The sequence below is a fragment of the Vineibacter terrae genome, assembly GCF_008039615.1.
Lineage (GTDB): Bacteria > Pseudomonadota > Alphaproteobacteria > Reyranellales > Reyranellaceae > Vineibacter > Vineibacter terrae.
The window spans coordinates 94,887-110,915 of sequence record NZ_VDUZ01000031.1; the positions used below are offsets into that span (position 1 = coordinate 94,887).

General features: G+C 68.6%; 14 protein-coding genes and 1 pseudogene. 9 read left to right on the forward strand and 6 right to left on the reverse strand.

Annotated elements, in window-relative coordinates:
* Positions 1 to 104 precede the first annotated feature (104 nt).
* The gene (locus FHP25_RS24650) at positions 105 to 755 is read left to right on the forward strand and encodes a dioxygenase family protein (RefSeq protein ID WP_147849626.1); all 651 of its coding nucleotides are present in this window, start codon (positions 105 to 107) and stop codon (positions 753 to 755) included.
* 63 nt (positions 756 to 818) lie between these two features.
* The gene (locus FHP25_RS24655) at positions 819 to 1,862 is read left to right on the forward strand and encodes a C-terminal binding protein (protein WP_231712463.1); all 1,044 of its coding nucleotides are present in this window, start codon (positions 819 to 821) and stop codon (positions 1,860 to 1,862) included.
* Positions 1,863 to 2,159: 297 nt separating this feature from the next.
* Here the strand turns inward: FHP25_RS24655 and upp are convergent, their stop codons facing one another.
* The 3 genes from upp to FHP25_RS24670 all read right to left on the reverse strand — a co-directional run bounded on the left by upp (position 2,160) and on the right by FHP25_RS24670 (position 5,467).
* Positions 2,160 to 2,786 carry a uracil phosphoribosyltransferase gene (gene upp, locus FHP25_RS24660; protein WP_147849628.1) on the reverse strand — a complete coding sequence of 209 codons (627 nt, stop codon included), beginning with the start codon at positions 2,784 to 2,786 and terminating at the stop codon, positions 2,160 to 2,162.
* Between the two features lie 73 nt (positions 2,787 to 2,859).
* Positions 2,860 to 4,113 (reverse strand): URC4/urg3 family protein, encoded by a 1,254-nt coding sequence (locus FHP25_RS24665; RefSeq protein WP_147849629.1) that lies wholly within the window; start codon positions 4,111 to 4,113, stop codon positions 2,860 to 2,862.
* A 52-nt stretch (positions 4,114 to 4,165) separates the two neighbouring features.
* Positions 4,166 to 5,467: a GTP cyclohydrolase II gene (locus FHP25_RS24670; protein ID WP_147849630.1), complete on the reverse strand. Its 1,302-nt coding sequence runs from the start codon at positions 5,465 to 5,467 to the stop codon at positions 4,166 to 4,168.
* Between the two features lie 200 nt (positions 5,468 to 5,667).
* Between FHP25_RS24670 and FHP25_RS24675 the strand changes: the two genes are divergently transcribed.
* Positions 5,668 to 6,189 (forward strand): hypothetical protein, encoded by a 522-nt coding sequence (locus FHP25_RS24675; RefSeq protein WP_147849631.1) that lies wholly within the window; start codon positions 5,668 to 5,670, stop codon positions 6,187 to 6,189.
* Positions 6,190 to 6,271: 82 nt separating this feature from the next.
* On the opposite strand, the gene FHP25_RS24680 is transcribed toward FHP25_RS24675, so the two are convergent.
* Positions 6,272 to 7,408: an NAD(P)/FAD-dependent oxidoreductase gene (locus FHP25_RS24680; RefSeq protein WP_147849632.1), complete on the reverse strand. Its 1,137-nt coding sequence runs from the start codon at positions 7,406 to 7,408 to the stop codon at positions 6,272 to 6,274.
* A gap of 133 nt (positions 7,409 to 7,541) precedes the next feature.
* Between FHP25_RS24680 and FHP25_RS24685 the strand changes: the two genes are divergently transcribed.
* The 5 genes from FHP25_RS24685 (at position 7,542) to FHP25_RS24705 (ending at position 13,127) form a co-directional block, all read left to right on the forward strand.
* Complete coding sequence (locus tag FHP25_RS24685) at positions 7,542 to 9,062, forward strand: AMP-binding protein (RefSeq protein ID WP_147849633.1); 1,521 nt, start codon at positions 7,542 to 7,544, stop codon at positions 9,060 to 9,062.
* Between the two features lie 229 nt (positions 9,063 to 9,291).
* Positions 9,292 to 10,047, forward strand: a complete 756-nt coding sequence (locus tag FHP25_RS24690) for an SDR family oxidoreductase (RefSeq protein ID WP_147849634.1) — start codon at positions 9,292 to 9,294, stop codon at positions 10,045 to 10,047.
* 20 nt (positions 10,048 to 10,067) lie between these two features.
* Entirely contained in the window at positions 10,068 to 11,450 is a 1,383-nt protein-coding gene (locus FHP25_RS24695) for an MFS transporter (protein ID WP_147849635.1), read from the forward strand.
* Positions 11,451 to 11,499: 49 nt separating this feature from the next.
* Complete coding sequence (locus FHP25_RS24700; protein ID WP_147849636.1) at positions 11,500 to 12,315, forward strand: SDR family NAD(P)-dependent oxidoreductase; 816 nt, start codon at positions 11,500 to 11,502, stop codon at positions 12,313 to 12,315.
* Between the two features lie 131 nt (positions 12,316 to 12,446).
* Positions 12,447 to 13,127 (forward strand): response regulator transcription factor, encoded by a 681-nt coding sequence (locus FHP25_RS24705; protein WP_147849637.1) that lies wholly within the window; start codon positions 12,447 to 12,449, stop codon positions 13,125 to 13,127.
* On the opposite strand, the gene FHP25_RS24710 is transcribed toward FHP25_RS24705, so the two are convergent.
* Together FHP25_RS24710 and FHP25_RS24715 are read right to left on the reverse strand one after the other, a co-directional pair.
* Positions 13,095 to 14,456, reverse strand: a complete 1,362-nt coding sequence (locus FHP25_RS24710; protein WP_147849638.1) for an ATP-binding response regulator — start codon at positions 14,454 to 14,456, stop codon at positions 13,095 to 13,097. The genes FHP25_RS24705 and FHP25_RS24710 overlap by 33 nt on opposite strands.
* A gap of 3 nt (positions 14,457 to 14,459) precedes the next feature.
* A complete protein-coding gene (locus tag FHP25_RS24715; protein ID WP_147849639.1) occupies positions 14,460 to 15,632 on the reverse strand; it encodes an FIST N-terminal domain-containing protein in 1,173 nt (390 codons plus the stop codon).
* A 273-nt stretch (positions 15,633 to 15,905) separates the two neighbouring features.
* On the opposite strand from FHP25_RS24715, the pseudogene FHP25_RS41975 reads away from it, so the two are divergent.
* Positions 15,906 to 16,029: pseudogene (locus FHP25_RS41975) on the forward strand (S-(hydroxymethyl)glutathione dehydrogenase); the annotation flags it as partial.

Below are 16,029 nucleotides of genomic sequence, written 5' to 3' on the forward strand. Positions count from 1 at the left end.
GCCTGCACGACAAGTTGACCAAAGATCCCGGCGCGGCCGTGGCGCGCCGACCGGGTGCCGATAGAATACGGGCAGGCGCGGCTCCTCGCGCCGAGGATGGCCGCATGTCCCCATCGTCCTACAGCTTGTTCCGCCGGCGGTTGCTGCGGGCTGGCGCGGGCGCGACCACGCTCCTCGCCGCGCCGGCGCTGGTCCGTGCGCAGGCCCTGGTGCCGACACCGCCGCAAACGGAAGGGCCGTTCTATCCGGTCGCCTTGCCGTCGGATGCGGACAACGATCTTGTCAGCGTGCGCGGCGCCGGTGCTGCGGCGCGTGGCGTGGTGACCCACATCACCGGGCGCGTGCGCGACACGGCCGGCCTGCCGATCGTCGGCGCCAGGGTCGAGATCTGGCAGTGCGACGCGCAAGGCCTCTATGATCATCCGCGGCAGAGCGACCTGGGACGGCGGGATCAGGGTTTCCAGGGCTTCGGGCAGACCACTGCGGCCGCCGACGGCACCTATCGCTTCCGCACCATCCGGCCGGTCGCCTATAGCGGCCGCACGCCGCACATCCATTTCCGGGTCGTGGCGCCTGACGACCGGCGGCTGACCACCCAGATGTATGTCGCTGGCGAGGCCGGCAACGAGCGCGACGGCGTGTTCCGGGCGATCCGTGACCCGCGGCAACGCCAGCAGGTGGTGGTGAGCCTGGTCCCGGCCGCCGGCCTCGAGCCCGGCGCCCTGGCCGGAACGTTCGACATCGTCCTGGCGTAGGTCTTGCGCATTGACAGCTTCGGTGGCCGCGGATTTGCTCCCGGTCGAACCTGATCGGGAGGAATGCGCGTGCCCAAGTTCAAGATCGTCACGCCGCCGGGCGGCATGAGCGGCACCGGCTACGCCTATGAGATGGAGGCCCTGACACCACTGGGCGCCGAGATCGTGGAGATCGATGCGCCGTCGGAGAACGAGTTCATCGCCGCAGCGCATGACGCGGATGCGCTCTATGCCAAAGGCCGGCGCATCTCGGCGCGCATCATCGACGGGCTGCAGCGCTGCAAGGTGATATCGCTGGGCAGCGTCGGCGTCGATTCGGTCGACGTCGCGGCGGCGACGGCCCGCGGCATCCCCGTCACGAACGTGCCCGACACGTTCATCGAGGAGGTGGCTGACCATGCAATGATGCTGCTGCTGGCGACGTATCGCCGCCTAGTGGTGCAGGACCGCATGGTGCGCGACGGGCGCTGGCGCGAAGGGCGGCCGATGCTCTACGAGTTCCCGCGGCTGATGGGCCAGACATTGGGCTTCATCGCCTTCGGCCATGTGGCGAGGGCCGTCGCCAGGCGGGCGGCGCCGTTCGGCCTGCGCATGATGGCCTACGACCCGTTCGTCGAGGAACTGGTGATGAGCGACCATGGGGTCCTGCCGGCCAGCCTCGATGAGGTGCTGGCGCAATCCGACATCATCTCGATGCATGCGCCGGCCACGGTCGAGGCGCAGCACATGCTGCGCGAGCCGCATTTCCGCGCCATGAAGCGCACGGCGCTGTTCATCAACACCGGACGCGGACCCACCGTCGATGAAAGCGCGCTGATCAAGGCGCTGCAGGAAGGGTGGATCGCGGCCGCGGGGCTCGACGTTCTGGAGGTCGAGCCGGTGCAGCCGGACAATCCACTCCTGAAGATGGACAACGTGATCCTCACGGCGCATGTCGCCTCGGCCTCGGCGCGCTTCGACCCGGCGCGGCGCCGGCGCGTCGGCCATGAGATCGCCTCGGTGCTGACCGGACGCTGGCCGCGCAGCTGCGTGAACCCAACGGTGCTGGAGAAGTCGTCCCTGGCCCGCTGGCAGCCCTACTCGATGGAGCGCGGGCCCGGGAACTGACCCGGCCCCACTTGCGCGCCGGCAGCATGTCCGGCGGCGGCTGCTCTTCCGCAAGCGGCGGATCGATCCGCAGGGTGGGGTCGCCCGGCGGGGCGTGACTGGCGGGCAGGTTCGGTGGCCGGCCGGCCATGGCGATCGCGGTCTGCGGTGCGGCCCATAGCAGGGCCAGGGCGACGAGCTGGATGGCGATCATGGGCAGGGCCATCGCACCGCCCCCGCATGGCCTCTCGTTGTCCGTCCCCAGGGACGGAGAGGGGCACGGTGACGGCGCGGCGTGACGCCGGCCTGACGAGGCGGCTACTTGGTGCCGAACAGGCGGTCGCCGGCGTCACCCAGGCCGGGCACGATGTAGGCGTGCGCGTCGAGATGGCTATCGATGGCAGCGGTCCAGATCGGCACGTCGGGATGGGCGTCGGTGAAGGCCTTCACGCCCTCCGGCGCCGCCAGCAGGCACATGAACTTGATGCGCGGCGCGCCCGAGCGCTTGAGCAGGTCGATGGCGGCAACCGCCGAGTTGGCGGTGGCCAGCATGGGATCGCACACGATGACGAGCCGGTCGGCGACGTCGTCCGGCAGCTTGCAATAGTACTCGACCGCGGCCTTGGTCTCGGGGTCGCGATAGAGGCCGATATGGCCGACTCGGGCCTGCGGCATCAGCTCGAGCAGCCCGTCCGCCAGCCCCAGCCCGGCGCGCAGGATCGGCACGACCACCAGCTTCTTGCCTTCGATGAAGGGGGCCTCCATGCCGGTGAGCGGCGTCTCGATACGCTGCGGCGCCAGCGGCAGGTCGCGCGTCACCTCATAGCCCAGCAGCATGGCGATCTCGCGCAGCAGGCGCCGGAAATTGGCGCTCGACGTGTCCTTGTCGCGCATCAGCGACAGCTTGTGCTGCACCAGCGGGTGATCGACGACCGTGACGCTCATGCTTGCTTGTCCCCCTCAGGGTCTATCCGTGGTGATGACGGCTGCGGGCCGCTGGATCATCGCAGCCGGGCGTTCAGAAGACGGTGCCGTCGCTGTCGATGGTGATCGGCGGCGTGCCGCCGATTCGGCTCTGGCTCGCCAGCCGGCGCCCGGCCAGCCAGGTGCCGCCCTCCAGCACCTTGGCCAGGGGCAGCTCGGCGGCATCGAGGCCGAGATGGGCGCGCACATGCTGTGCCACCTGGTCGAGCAGCAGCACGGTCATGGCCCGCCATTCGACGATGACCTCGTCGCCCGGCGTCCAGGCACGCTCGAGGATGTCGCGGCGCTTCACGCGCAGGGCACCGCTGTCGATGAACAGGCCGCCGTTGCGGTACTCCGGCAGGCCGGTCAGCGCGTCGAGGTCGGTCACGGCGATGCCGGCCTCCTCCAGCGGCTCGACCAGCGAGTAGGCCAGCCACTGCGACAGCTTGTGGAACGGCACGAGGCCATCGGTGAGATCGCGGGCCGCCACCGCCGGGTGCCGCCAGACGTCGCCCAGGGGCTGGCCGGCGATGTCCAGCCGTGAGGGCCAGATCGGCGTGAAAGCTTCCAGCAGCGCTGCCAGGATTGCCGGGGCCGGCAGCGTCTGGTCGGATACCTGGCTGGCCAGGTGGTCGAACAGGTGGCCCGGCCGCGGATCGCGGCCGCCGAAGAGATCCGGCCGCGCCAGCACGGCTTCACCCAACCGCCGCAGCAGCCTGGTGCGGCCATCGAGGCCGACCAGCGGATTGTGCGCGGCAACCTGGAAGCCGGCCACCAGCGCCAGCTCCTCCAGCCGCATCAACGCCTCGGCATCCGCCCGAAGGGGATCGCCGCGGTGGGTGCTGAAGGCGCCGGCAGCGAACATGTCGAGGGAGGCCACCGCCAGCCCTTCGGAGCGGGCCAGGGTCTGGCCGCTGGCAAGCTCGCGATAGCGCCAATCCGGCCCGGCGCCGGCGTCCAGCAGCACCGAGACGATCGCAAGATCGAAGCGCCGCCGCGCCCGTTCCTCGCGTGGCATGCCGGCGGGCAGGCGTCGGGCCAGCGGCCGCCAGCGGTCGCGGCCGCCAGCCTCGAAATGCCGCCAGCGCGCATGGAAGGGCACGGTGCGTGGATCGGGGAAACGTTCGCGCGTGACCGCGAGCGTGGCCCGCACGGCAGCCTCAAGGCCGTCATAGTCGAGCGCGAAATGCGGCGACTCGCCGTTCTCGACGCGGCGCCAGACGGCGCGCGCCCGTTCGCGGATGGCGTCGGGCGTGCGCAGATAGGCGATCGCTTCAGCCGGCGTGCCGAGCGACAGCGGGGTCATGACAGGCTTTCGGACGAGACGGGGCGGGGACAGGCGGATGGCGTCGACAGCGTCACTCGCTCAACCCCCGCCCCTTGGCCACGGTCAGATCAACAAGATCCGGCTTCTTCGGCGTGAAGTAGCCGGCCGCCTTCTTCGCATCCATCTCGACCTGCGCGTCGAGCGGGATCAGCTCGTCCGGGATCGGCACCTGCTCGACGATCTCGATGCCCTGGGCCCGCAGCGCGTCGGATTTCATGTTGCTCATGGAGGCGAAGCGGTCGATGCGCGCGATGCCCAGCCAGTGGAACACGTCGGGCATGAGCTGCTGGAAGCGCATATCCTGCACGCCGGCGACGCACTCGGTGCGGGCGAAGTACTGCGCCGCGGTGTCGCCGCCGCGCTGGCGCTTGCGGGCGTTGTAGACGAGGAACTTCGTGACCTCGCCCAGCGCGCGGCCTTCCTTGCGGTTGTAGACCACAAGGCCGACCCCGCCTTTCTGGGCCATCTCGATGCACAGCTCGACGCCGTGCGCGAGATAGGGGCGGCAGGTGCAGATGTCGGAGCCGAAGACGTCCGAGCCGTTGCATTCGTCGTGCACGCGGCAGGCGATCGGAGTTTCAGCATGGCCGAGCTTGGCCACGTCGCCGAAGAAGTAGAGCGACATGCCGCCGATCGGCGGCAGGAACGCCTTGAGGTCCGGCCGTGTCACCAGCTCGGGATACATCCCCGCCGTGTGCTCGAACAACGAGCGGCGCAGCGCGGTCTCGGCGACGCCGAAGCGCTCGGCCACACCCGGCAGCCACCATACGGGCTCGATCGCTGCCTTGGTGACGCGCACGTCACCAGCGGACAGCAGGATCTCGCCGTCCGGCGCCAGGCGGCCGGCCTCGACCGCATCCTTGACCTCCGGCATCGACACCCGCGCCTTGGTCACCGCGATGGTGGGGCGGATGTCCCAGCCTGCCGCCAGCCGGTCGGCGAAGACGTCGGCAACGAGATGGCCCCAGGGATCGAAGGACACGATCTTGCCGGGGTCGGCCCATTGCGGGAACGGCCCTATGGACGCCGCCGGCGACGTGTCCGTCAGGTCCGGCTTGTGGTCGGGCGCCAGCGCCTGGGCGGCGACCGCCAGCGCACGGTAGATGCCGTAGCCGCCGGCATGCACGCCGATGGCATTGCGATGCTCGGGATGGGTGACGGTGGCGACGACGGGGCCGCGGTCGGCCGGATTGGCGGCGCCCCAGTGGATCTCCGGCGGCTTGCCGGAGCCCCGCGTGGGGTGCGACGTCAGGCGGATATGGCGGTGGTTGCGTGGAGCGTTCGAAACCGGACCGGATGGGGGCTTGGTGGACGGCGGCAGGGCCGAAGTCATGGGCTTTCCAGTACGACTACCTCGAAAGCGCAGTATAATAGCAGCCTGTGGACAATTTATGAAGATGTTTAGGGGCCTGCTCCAATGTCACGCCGGGTCCCTCGGATGCTTCGAGCCATCTCATTTGAGTGAATGACGCTTTCACCATCGCTTGCAGCCACAATGCGTTTTTCGTGGCTGGACTCGGGGAGGATTCGCTCATGGCCGCCAATACGGGGATCATTTTTGGCACGGTCACGGATACGGGAGGCAGCGCCGTGGGGGGCGCCGAGCTCACGTTGAATTTCATCCTCGGTGACGGATCGGCTATTGCGACCGGAACGAGCGCCGACATCGAGGGCAACCTGCAAGGCTATCCCAAGGCGACGACGAACAAGGACGGCAAGTTCGTCATGCCATTTCAATGGAGCGGCACGGATATCGGCAAGGTGGTGGATGGCGCCGTCACGGCGAGCATCTACGTGGCCCAGTGGTTTTCCGACAACTCTCATCGCTACGTCAACGCGCGCTGCAAGCTGTTTCTTGGGCTCGACTTGAAGAAGCTGATTCAAGTCGGCTACACCGATCCGAGCGGCTCGGCCAGCGACTTCGTGAACGTGGGCAAGGACTTCTACGCTTCCTATCGCGAGATGCTTCCCACTCACGGCGTCTTTCCCACTGTCATGCCATTGACCACCGAAGTGTGGGGATTGATTGGCAAGGCCAACCCGAAGCTGCCCTGATCTCTGCCGCGCCCGGCGCGGCTCGATCGCGATCAGGTGCGGCTTGCTTCCGGCGCAGGGTTGCCCGATAGCGTGATGCGCCTCACCGCAGCCGCGCCGGGTTCAAGGTCGCCTCGGTGACGCCCAGGGCCGTCAGGTCTTCCGGCATGCCCCGGCCCAGGGCCAGGGCGGCCGATAGGCGGCCCATGGCCGGCGCGCTTTGGATGCCGTAGCCGCCCTGGCCGGCCAGCCAGAAGAAGCCTTCGGCATCGCCGTCGTAGCCGACGACGAACGTCTTGTCGGCCACGAAGCTGCGCAGCCCGGCCCACTTGTTCTTGATGCGCTTGATGCGCAGCGACGAGGCCGCCTCGATGCGCTCGACGGCGATGGCGATGTCGATCTCCTCCGGCTGCGCGTCGCAGGGCGGGCTGGGCGTCTCGTCGGCCGGCGAGCCCAGGAACTGGCCGACCTCGGGCTTGAAGTAGAAGGTCTCGTCGACGTCGACCACGATCGGCAGCGCGTGGATATCGACATCCGGCGGCGCGTCGAAGGTGAAGGCGGTGCGGCGCTTGGGCACCAGGCCGATCGGCCTGATCCCGGCCATGCCGGCCAGCACATCGCACCAGGCGCCCGCGGCGTTGATGACGGCCATCGCGATCACGCGATCGCCGCCCTGCAGCGCCAGGTGCCATTTGCCTGCCCGGCGCTCCAGCCCGACGATCTCGGCGTTCAGCCGCAGGACCGCGCCCCCGGCCCGGGCGCCGCGCAGGAAGCCGCCGTGGATGGCGGCCACGTCCATGTCCTCGGCGTCCGGCTCGTAGACGCCGCTGTCGACCGCCTCGGCATTGAGCAGCGGGTTGAGCGCCAGCGCCTCGCGCCGGTCGATGCGCCGGACGCTGGCGACCAGGCTGTGGAACTCGGCATAGGCGGCGTCCAGCGCATCGTGCCGGTCAGCCGTGCCGATGAACAGCGCGCCGCGCGGGCTGAGCAGGGGCACGTCGGCGAAGCCCGCGGGCGGCTGGCGATAGAACCCGCCGCTGGCGACGGTGATGGCGCGGATCGCATCGCTGCCGTAGGTCTCGCTGTAGAGCGCCGCCGACCGGCCGGTCGTGTGGTAGGCCGCGACGTGCTCGCGCTCCACGATCGCGACCGGGCCGCCGCCGGCGGCCAGGAAGTAGGCGCACGACACGCCGGCGATGCCGGCACCGACGATGGCGAACTCGACTTCGGTAACGCTCATGATGCTCCTGCGGGATTCCTCGCCGGGATTATCGCAAGCGGCTTGCCGGCGGCGCAATCGCGCTCTGGCGAGCATGGCACGGGCGCGCCGGAAGGGGGTTCTCTCATGTTGCCGCCCGTGCCATCGTCGGCGCATGAATATCGCTCATCTCCTGATCAAGTCGGCACAGGCATTTCCCGAGCATATCGCCTTGGCGAAGGGTGAAGTCGCGTACCTGGCCTACCGCAATCTGCTGCGCAAGGTGTCCGTGATGGCGACGCACCTGCGGCACCGGCTGAAGCTGCGGCCGGGCGATCGCGTCGCCTTCGCGATGGGCAATTGCGTCGAGGCGATCGAGACGATGTACGCGATCTGGCATGCCGGGCTGGTCGCGGTGCCGATGAACGCCAAGCTGCATCCGCGCGAGTTCGCCTTCATCCTGCAGAACTCGGGCGCGCGGGTGTGCATGGTGACGCCGGACCTTGCCGAGAGCATTGCCGGCGTCAAGGACGAGTGCCCGGCGCTGGAGCGCATCATCGACGTCTCGGCGCGCGACTACATCTTCATGGCCGTGGGCGATCCGCTGGCGGTCACCGACAGGGCGCCGGCCGATCCGGCCTGGCTGTTCTATACCTCGGGCACCACCGGCCGGCCCAAGGGCGCCACGCTCACGCACCGCAACCTGCTGGCGATGACCTTGAACTACTACGCCGACATCGACCGGCCGCAGCCCGGCGGCTCGATCCTGCATGTGGCGCCCATCAGCCACGGCTCGGGATTGTGGAACTTCCCGCTGCTGGGACGGGGAGCGGTGCAGGTGTTTCCCGACAGCGGCCGCTACGAGGTTCCGGAAATGGTCGAGCTGGCGCGGCGGTGGCCGGACGCCACGGTCTTTCTGGCGCCGACCATGGTGAAGCGGCTGATCGACCATCGTGCCGCGGGCGGCATCAAGCCGGGCGAGATCCGCACCATCACCTACGGCGGCGCGCCGATGTATGTCAGCGACCTCCGGCAATCGCTCGACCTGCTGGGCAACGTGATGGTGCAGCTCTACGGCCAGGGCGAGAGTCCGATGACCATCACCCATCTCAGTCGGGAAGCGCACGCCAACCGTGATCACCCGCGATGGGAGCAGCGCCTGGCCTCGGCCGGGCTGCCCGATTCCTGTGTCGAGGTGCGGGTGGTCGACGAGGCCGGCAAGCCCATGCCGGTCGGCCAGGTCGGCGAGATCATCGTGCGTGGCGAGACCGTGATGTCCGGCTACTGGCAGAACGACGAGGCCACGGCGAAGTCGCTGCGCGAGGGATGGCTGTGGACCGGCGATGTCGGCTGCTTCGACGAGGACGGGTTCCTCACGCTCAAGGACCGCTCGAAGGACATGATCATATCGGGCGGCTCCAACATCTATCCGCGCGAGATCGAGGACGTGCTGGCGACGCATCCGGCGGTGCAGGAATGCTCGGTCATCGGCCGTCCGCACCCGGAATGGGGCGAGGAGGCGGTGGCCTTCGTGGTGCTGCGTGCCGGCCAGGCGACGACCCCGGCCGAGCTCGATGCGCTGTGCCTCGACAATATCGCGCGCTACAAGCGGCCCAAGGATTACAAGTTCATCGAGGCGCTGCCGAAGAACAACTACGGCAAGATCCTGAAGACCGAGCTGCGCAAGCTGGTGTGACGGGACGTTTGGCCCCGTGACAGTACCCTCCCGTCATCCCGAGCGCAGCGAGGGATCTCCTACGGCGAGGTGCGCTGTTCGCGGGAGATCCCTCGCTGCGCTCGGGATGACAGCGGGGCTGCGCAGCGCGGGACGCGAGGGATGACTTGTCTTCCGGCTGCGGCTGGCCGATGGTTGCGGCGCCGTGTGCCGAGGCCGGCCATGCAACCCATCGACAAGGGAGACGCCCATGCCATCACCCAAGATCGCCCTCATCACCGGTGCGGGGACCGGCGTCGGCAAGGCCGCTGCCCTGGCGCTGGCCAAGGAAGGCTATGCCGTCGTGCTTGCCGGCCGGCGCAAGGAGCCGCTGGAGGAGGTCGCGACGGCGGTGCAGGCGGCGGGAGCCAAGGCGCTGGTGGTGCAGGCCGATGTCGGCGATCCGGCGCAGGTGAAGGCGCTGTTCGCCAGGACCAAGGAGACGTTCGGCCGGCTCGACCTGCTGTTCAACAACGCCGGCATGGGCGCGCCGGCGGTGCCGATGGATGAGCTGCCCTTCACGCAGTGGAAGGCGGTGGTCGACGTCAATCTCACCGGCTCGTTCCTGTGCGCGCAGGAAGCCATGCGCATGATGAAGGAGCAGCGGCCGCAGGGCGGCCGCATCATCAACAACGGCTCGATCTCGGCCCATGCGCCGCGGCCCAACTCGGTGGCCTACACGTCGACCAAGCACGCCATCACCGGCCTCACCAAGTGCATCGCGCTGGACGGCCGGCCCTTCGACATCGCCTGCGGCCAGATCGATATCGGCAATGCCCATACGCCGATGGCGGCGCGCATGGCCCAGGGCGTGCCGCAGGCCGACGGCTCGGTCCGGCCCGAGCCGCTAATGGACGTGGAGTCGGTGGGCCGCACCATCGCCTACATGGCCACGCTGCCGCCCGACGCCAACGCGCTGTTCGTGACGGTGATGGCGACCAAGATGCCGTTCGTCGGCCGCGGCTGAGCGCTGCGGCCACGCTTCGGATGTCAAGACCGCGGCCGGCATCGTTCGGCCTGCTCGTCGTCGGCCTGGGCGTTGCCGGCGTGCCGCTGGATACGGCGGTCAACATCGCCTTTCCCGCCATCACGGCGGCCTTCGACCTGCAGGTCCGCTCCATCCAGTGGATCGTGATCTGCTACGTGCTTACCTACACCAGCCTGATGCTGGTGTTCGGCAAGCTCGGCGACCTGCTGGGATATCGCCGCATCTTCCAGATCGGGCTGCTGATCAGCGCCGTCGCGTTCGTCCTGTGCGCGCTGGCGCCGAGCTTCGGCTGGCTGCTGCTCTTCCGCGTCCTGCAAGGCATCGGCGCGGCGCTGGCGATCAGCGTGGCGCCGGCGCTGGCGACATCGCTGTATGACGAGCGGGACCGCTCGCGCGCGCTGGGCGCCTATGCCGGCCTGTTCTCGCTCGCCTGGGCCCTGGGGCCGCTGCTGGGCGGCGCTCTTGTCGACCGCTGGGGCTGGGGTGGCGTCTTCTGGTTCCGCGCGCCGGTGGCGGTGCTGGCGCTGATGCTGTCATGGGTGCTGCCGGCGCCGGAGCGGGCTGCCGGTCGGCGTTTCGACTGGCTCGGGTCCGGCCTGCTCGCCTTCTGGATCAGCGCCTTGCTGCTGGCCCTGGCGCTGGCCCAGATGCCTGGCGGCGGCGTGTGGCTGCCGCTGGCGCTGGCGATCGCCGGCATCAACGCGCTGATCGTGTTCGCCATGCACCAGGCCAGCTTCAGCGAGCCGATCCTGCGCCTGTCGCTGTTCCGCGACCTCGACTTTTCGCTGCTCAACCTGATGAGCCTCGCGGTGAGCCTGGTCGGCTTCGCCGTGCTGCTGCTGGTGCCGTACTACCTGGCGGGCATCGTCCGGCTGTCGGCGACATGGGGCGGCGCGGTGCTGGCGGTGAGCGCCCTCGGCATGATCCTGGGCTCGGCGCTGGCCGGCCGTCTGTGGGGTGGCAAGCGGCAGAAGCGCAACGCGCTGGCCGGGGTCGTCCTGGTGATCGCGGCGACCGCGGTGATCGGGCAGAGCGCCGATCGCTCGGCGCTGGCGGTCATGGCGGTGGCGCTGCTGTGCCAGGGCATCGGCCTGGGCCTGTTCCAGGTGGCCTACACCGATATCGTCACGGGCAGCCTGCCGGTGCACGACCGCGGCGTCGCCGGCGGCCTGGCGATGGTCACGCGCACCCTGGGCACGGTGGCGAGCGCGACGCTGCTGAGCGCGCTGTTCCAGCAGGTCCGCCAGGCGGCGCTGGACGGCGGCCGCACGGCCGAGGCCGCCTTTCTGCGGGCGTTCGAAACGACGTTCACGGCAGCTGCTGTCTTCCTGCTGATCACGCTCGGCGCGACATTCCTGCGCCGGCGCATGTGGCGGGGCTGAATTCCCATGCTAGCGTTCTGATGCATCAACGATTCGGGGGAAGCGAACGATGGCGGACAGGTTGAAGGATCGGGTGGCGATCGTGGTCGGCGCCGGCTCGAGCGGGCCGGGCTGGGGCAACGGCAAGTGCACGGCGGTCACGTTCGCGCGCGAAGGCGCCAAGGTGTTCTGTGTCGACCGCAACCTCGCCGCGGCGCGCGAGACGGCGGACATCATCGCCAAGGAAGGCGGCACGGCGGTCGCCCATGGTGCCGATGTGACGTCCGACAGCCAGGTGGAGGCGATGGTGGAAGCCTGCCGCCAGCGCTGGGACCGCATCGACGTGCTCGACAACAATGTCGGCATCGGCTCGACGGGCGGTCCCGTGGAGCTGGCGGAGAAGGACTGGGATCTCACCTTCGACGTCAACGTGAAGAGCTTCTTCCTCACGCTCAAGCATGTGCTGCCCGTGATGGAGGCCCAGGGCCGCGGCGCGATCATCAACGTCTCGTCGATCGCGTCCATCCGCGTGCCCAAGGGCATCAGCTACGTCGCCTACAACGCCAGCAAGGGCGCGGTGAATGCGCTCACCCAGGCGGTGGCCTCGCAGTACGCTGACAAGGGCATCCGCTGCAACGCCATCCTGCCCGGCCTGATGCATACGCCGATGATCGATTTCCTGGCGGAGCAGTACGCCAAGAACGAGCGCGACCATAACGCCGCCTACGACAAGATGATCGCCATCCGCAACAAGGCCTCGCCGACCGGCAAGATGGGCACCGGCTGGGACACGGCCAACGCCGCGCTGTTTCTCGCCAGCGACGACTCGGCCTATGTCAACGGCCACCTGCTGGTCGTCGACGGCGGCATCACCCTGCGGGCGTGAGCGCGGCCGCGGCGCCGGCTTTTTGCACGCGTGCGAGAAGCGGGCCCTCACCGCCGGCCAGGATGTCCGCATCGACTTGACCGGTCCGGCGTTCGGCATTCAAATGCCGACGCTCTGGACGGGGATGTCTCATGCGGACGATCCTGGTCGCCGACGATCATCCGATATTTCGCGAGGCACTGGCGGGAACGCTGAAGGCGCTCGACGAGCGCGTCGACGTGCTCGAGAGCGGCTCGTTCGGCGAGGCGGTCGAGCAGATTGCCGCGGGCGCCGATATCGACCTGATCCTGCTCGACCTGCGGATGCCGGGCATGAGCGGCGTGAAGGGCGTGCGATCGCTGCGCGTCCGCTGCCCCGATGTCCCGGTGGCGGTGATCTCGGCCCTGGCCGACCGCTATGTCATGCGCGAATGCTTCGACGCCGGCGCCGTCGCCTACATCCCGAAGTCATTGTCGCGCGACGCCATCATTGCAGCCGTGCGCACCATCCTTGACGGCGGCAGCTACGCGCCGACGGATGGAATGGACGCCGGCGACGCCGCGGGCGAGGAGGATCACGTGCTGGACGACGCGGTCCGCTGCCGTTTCGAGCTGCTGACCAACCAGCAGCGCAAGGTGCTGGAGCTGATGGCGGAAGGGCAGCTCAACAAGCAGATCGCCCATGTGATCGATGTGCAGATCACGACGGTGAAGGCGCATGTGTCGAGCCTGCTGCAGAAGCTGGGTGTGTCCAGCCGCACGCAGGCCGTCATCCTCTATCAGAAATACCGGCGCAGCCTTTCAGCGTCGAACGGACGCGACCAGCGCACGTAGTCGCGCCGGCTTGATCGGCTTGAGCAGCAGGCTGACGGCAGGCAGGAGCTGCGTCGCGGCATGAGCCTCCGGGCTGCGGTCGGCCGTGATGATCGCGGCCGGGATGTCCGCCCCCCAGCGCCGGCGGATGTCGGCGATCAGGGCTGTGCCGAGATCGCCGTCATCGAGATGGTAGTCGACCAGCAGGATGTCGGGCCGGTTGTCGGTCGGATGGGCCTGAAGCTCGGCCCGGCTGGCGACGGCGATCGTCCGGCACCGCCATGCCTCCAGCAGCCGCGTCATGGCATCCAGCACGGTGCGGTCGTTGTCGACCACCAGGACGCGGATGTTGTCGACGGCGCCGGCCGGCGCCGGCCGGGGACGCACCGACGCCGGGCCGCGCGCGGCCATGTCGGCGATCGGCACCAGCACGGAGAAGCACGAGCCACGCCCGGGCGTCGATGCCACCTTGACCTGGTAGCCGAGCAGGCGGCTGATACGCTTCACGATCGACAGGCCGAGGCCGTAGCCTTTCGGGGCTCCGCCCTGCGGTGGCTCCAGGCGGCGGAACTCCTCGAAGATCTCGTCGAGCTTCTCGGCGGGGATGCCGACGCCGGTATCGTGGACCTGCAGCTCGGCCATCGGGCCGCGCCGGCGCACGCCGAAGAGGACCCGTCCGGCCGCGGTGTAGCGGCAGGCATTGCTCAGGAAGTTCTGCAGCAGGCGGCGCAGCAGGTGCGGATCGCTCTGCACGGTGAGCGCGCAGGGCATGAGGGTGAACGCGAGCCCCTTGGGCGCCGTGATCGGCACCAGCTCCTCGCGCAGCGCCTCCATCAGCGGCGCCAGCCGGACCGGCTGGATCGTGGCGCTGACATGGCCCGAGTCGAGCTTCGACATTTCCAACAGCGTGTTCAGCAGATCCTCGACATTGCCCAGGGCATGATCGATCCGCGACAGGATGGTCTGGCTGTTGCCGGAGCGGGCCGTCTCCTGGAGGGCGGCGACGAGCAGCCGGGCGGCATTGAGCGGCTGCAGCAGGTCGTGGCTGGCATCGGCCAGGAACTTGGTCTTGCTGACGTTGGCGCGCTCCGCCTCGACCTTGGCGGCGCGCAGCTCCAGGTTCGATTGCTCGACCGCCTGCAGCGCATGCTCGAGCTCGCGCGTGCGCTCGCGGACCTTCTGGTCCAGCAGGATCGCGGTCTGGAAGAGCTGATAGGCGTTGCCCTGCATGTCGAGGCTGTGCTCGACCCGGCTCATGAGGGCACGGTTGATCTCCGTGAGCTTCGCGACGGTGCGCCGCAGCGTCTCCGCGTTCTGGTCAGCGATGGGCAGCTCCTGTTCTGCCGCCATGGCTCATCCCGGCCCGAGGGCGATTCCCGTGAAGGTCTGGCTCATGTGCATCATGCCGAACTGCTCGCCGTAGGTATTGAAGCCGACGACATTGTTTTGCGCCATGATGCGCGAGACATCGCTCAGCATCTGGCGCTGCTCCATCTCGACATAGCGCAGGACGCAATCGAAGCCGATCACCGCCTCGATCCCGCCCAGCTCCTGCCGCAGGGCGTCGAACAGCGATACCAGGTTCGCCCTCAGATCGCCGCTCTCGGCCACGCTCAGCACGATGCCTTCATCGATGGCGCAGAAGAAGTGCAGGCCATCATCGTCGACGCGCTGGATGGCGCGCACGTAGTGGCGGCCGCCCGCCTTGACGACCAGCGGGTAGGCCGCGAAGATCAGCGGCGTCAGCTCGGCGCGATCCAGGCCGATCAGGCGGGCGTACTCGTCGGCGGCCGGCTCGGCGTTGATCTCCATGACCAGGCGGCGCGACGGATCGGCACGCGTGATCACCATCTTCTGGTCGAGCGGCTTGAAGTGCTGTGTCTGGAAGACGCGGAACGCCAGGTCGGTCGAGACGAGCACCAGCAGCGAGGCGTTGGTGAGGACACGGCCATCGAGGAAGACGCTGGTTTCGCGGAAGGCAAGATTGTCGCCCGCCGAGCCGCCGATCAGCGGGATCTCGCCCAGGCCGTCGCGCAGCGCGCTGACGATGATCTCCTCGCGCATCGACAATCCGTCATTGATCAGCAGGGCGAACGTGTTGGGCGCGTGCAGGCGTCGACGATACGCATTGTGCTCAGCCGTCAGCGCCTGCGTCACCGCCGGCCCGTCGGTGATCTCGAAGCTCGAGGTCGGCTCGATCAACCTGACCGACGCAGCGAAGTGCGTTGCCGACAGGCTGAGGCCGGTGACCGTGCCCTGCCGGTAGCCGATCGGCGTGATCTCGCCGGCAGTGGTGCAGCCCAGGATCGGCACGCCCGGCGCGTGGCGGGCAATTTCCGCCAGCATGACCGGAACGTCGTATTGAGGCGAGCAGAACAGCAGGATCATCTCCATATGATCCTGGCTGATGGCATCGAGCAGCTCGGCGACGGCGTCTGCCGTTGCCGCCTGCATGCTCATGCCCCGGCGAATGCCACGCTCCCCGGCAAGCGCGCGCTTCGTCGTCGTGCGGCTGGGGTACGACATTGCGGCGTCCTCCCTGAACTTTATCGCGATCGACCGGGACCGGCTACTGATCCAAGGATCAAGGATCCCGGGTTGGAAGGCCTGAACTTCGCCGACGCCCGGTGTTTCGATCCAAAGTCCAATTCCGCGGGACCGTGCTTTCTCGCTAGTCTTTTCGGCAGGCGCAGCACGGGTGTCAGCAGGCTGCATTGAGCGCCTGGCACGACCCGCAAGCAAGAGTTGATGCGCCTCGCCGCTACCAGCGTCGGACGACCATGGTCCGGAGGATCGCCGATGAAAACCCGCGCCGCCCTTGCCGTTGCCGCCAAGCGACCGCTGGAAGTCGAGATGGTCGATCTCGAGGGGCCCCGGCAAGGCGAGGTGCTGGTCGAGATCAAGGCCACCGGCATCTGCCACA

What these genes read in the sequence shown, in the direction of transcription:
- FHP25_RS24700 (WP_147849636.1), top strand. Translation starts at nt 11,500, where the DNA reads ATGGCGGACAGGTTGAAGGATCGGGTGGCGATCGTGGTCGGCGCCGGC.
- FHP25_RS24670 (WP_147849630.1), bottom strand. Translation starts at nt 5,467, where the DNA reads ATGACTTCGGCCCTGCCGCCGTCCACCAAGCCCCCATCCGGTCCGGTT.
- FHP25_RS24715 (WP_147849639.1), bottom strand. Translation starts at nt 15,632, where the DNA reads ATGTCGTACCCCAGCCGCACGACGACGAAGCGCGCGCTTGCCGGGGAG.
- FHP25_RS24655 (WP_231712463.1), top strand. Translation starts at nt 819, where the DNA reads ATGCGCGTGCCCAAGTTCAAGATCGTCACGCCGCCGGGCGGCATGAGC.
- FHP25_RS24650 (WP_147849626.1), top strand. Translation starts at nt 105, where the DNA reads ATGTCCCCATCGTCCTACAGCTTGTTCCGCCGGCGGTTGCTGCGGGCT.
- FHP25_RS24690 (WP_147849634.1), top strand. Translation starts at nt 9,292, where the DNA reads ATGCCATCACCCAAGATCGCCCTCATCACCGGTGCGGGGACCGGCGTC.
- FHP25_RS24705 (WP_147849637.1), top strand. Translation starts at nt 12,447, where the DNA reads ATGCGGACGATCCTGGTCGCCGACGATCATCCGATATTTCGCGAGGCA.
- FHP25_RS24675 (WP_147849631.1), top strand. Translation starts at nt 5,668, where the DNA reads ATGGCCGCCAATACGGGGATCATTTTTGGCACGGTCACGGATACGGGA.
- FHP25_RS24695 (WP_147849635.1), top strand. Translation starts at nt 10,068, where the DNA reads ATGTCAAGACCGCGGCCGGCATCGTTCGGCCTGCTCGTCGTCGGCCTG.
- FHP25_RS24710 (WP_147849638.1), bottom strand. Translation starts at nt 14,456, where the DNA reads ATGGCGGCAGAACAGGAGCTGCCCATCGCTGACCAGAACGCGGAGACG.
- upp (WP_147849628.1), bottom strand. Translation starts at nt 2,786, where the DNA reads ATGAGCGTCACGGTCGTCGATCACCCGCTGGTGCAGCACAAGCTGTCG.
- FHP25_RS24685 (WP_147849633.1), top strand. Translation starts at nt 7,542, where the DNA reads ATGAATATCGCTCATCTCCTGATCAAGTCGGCACAGGCATTTCCCGAG.
- FHP25_RS24665 (WP_147849629.1), bottom strand. Translation starts at nt 4,113, where the DNA reads ATGACCCCGCTGTCGCTCGGCACGCCGGCTGAAGCGATCGCCTATCTG.
- FHP25_RS24680 (WP_147849632.1), bottom strand. Translation starts at nt 7,408, where the DNA reads ATGAGCGTTACCGAAGTCGAGTTCGCCATCGTCGGTGCCGGCATCGCC.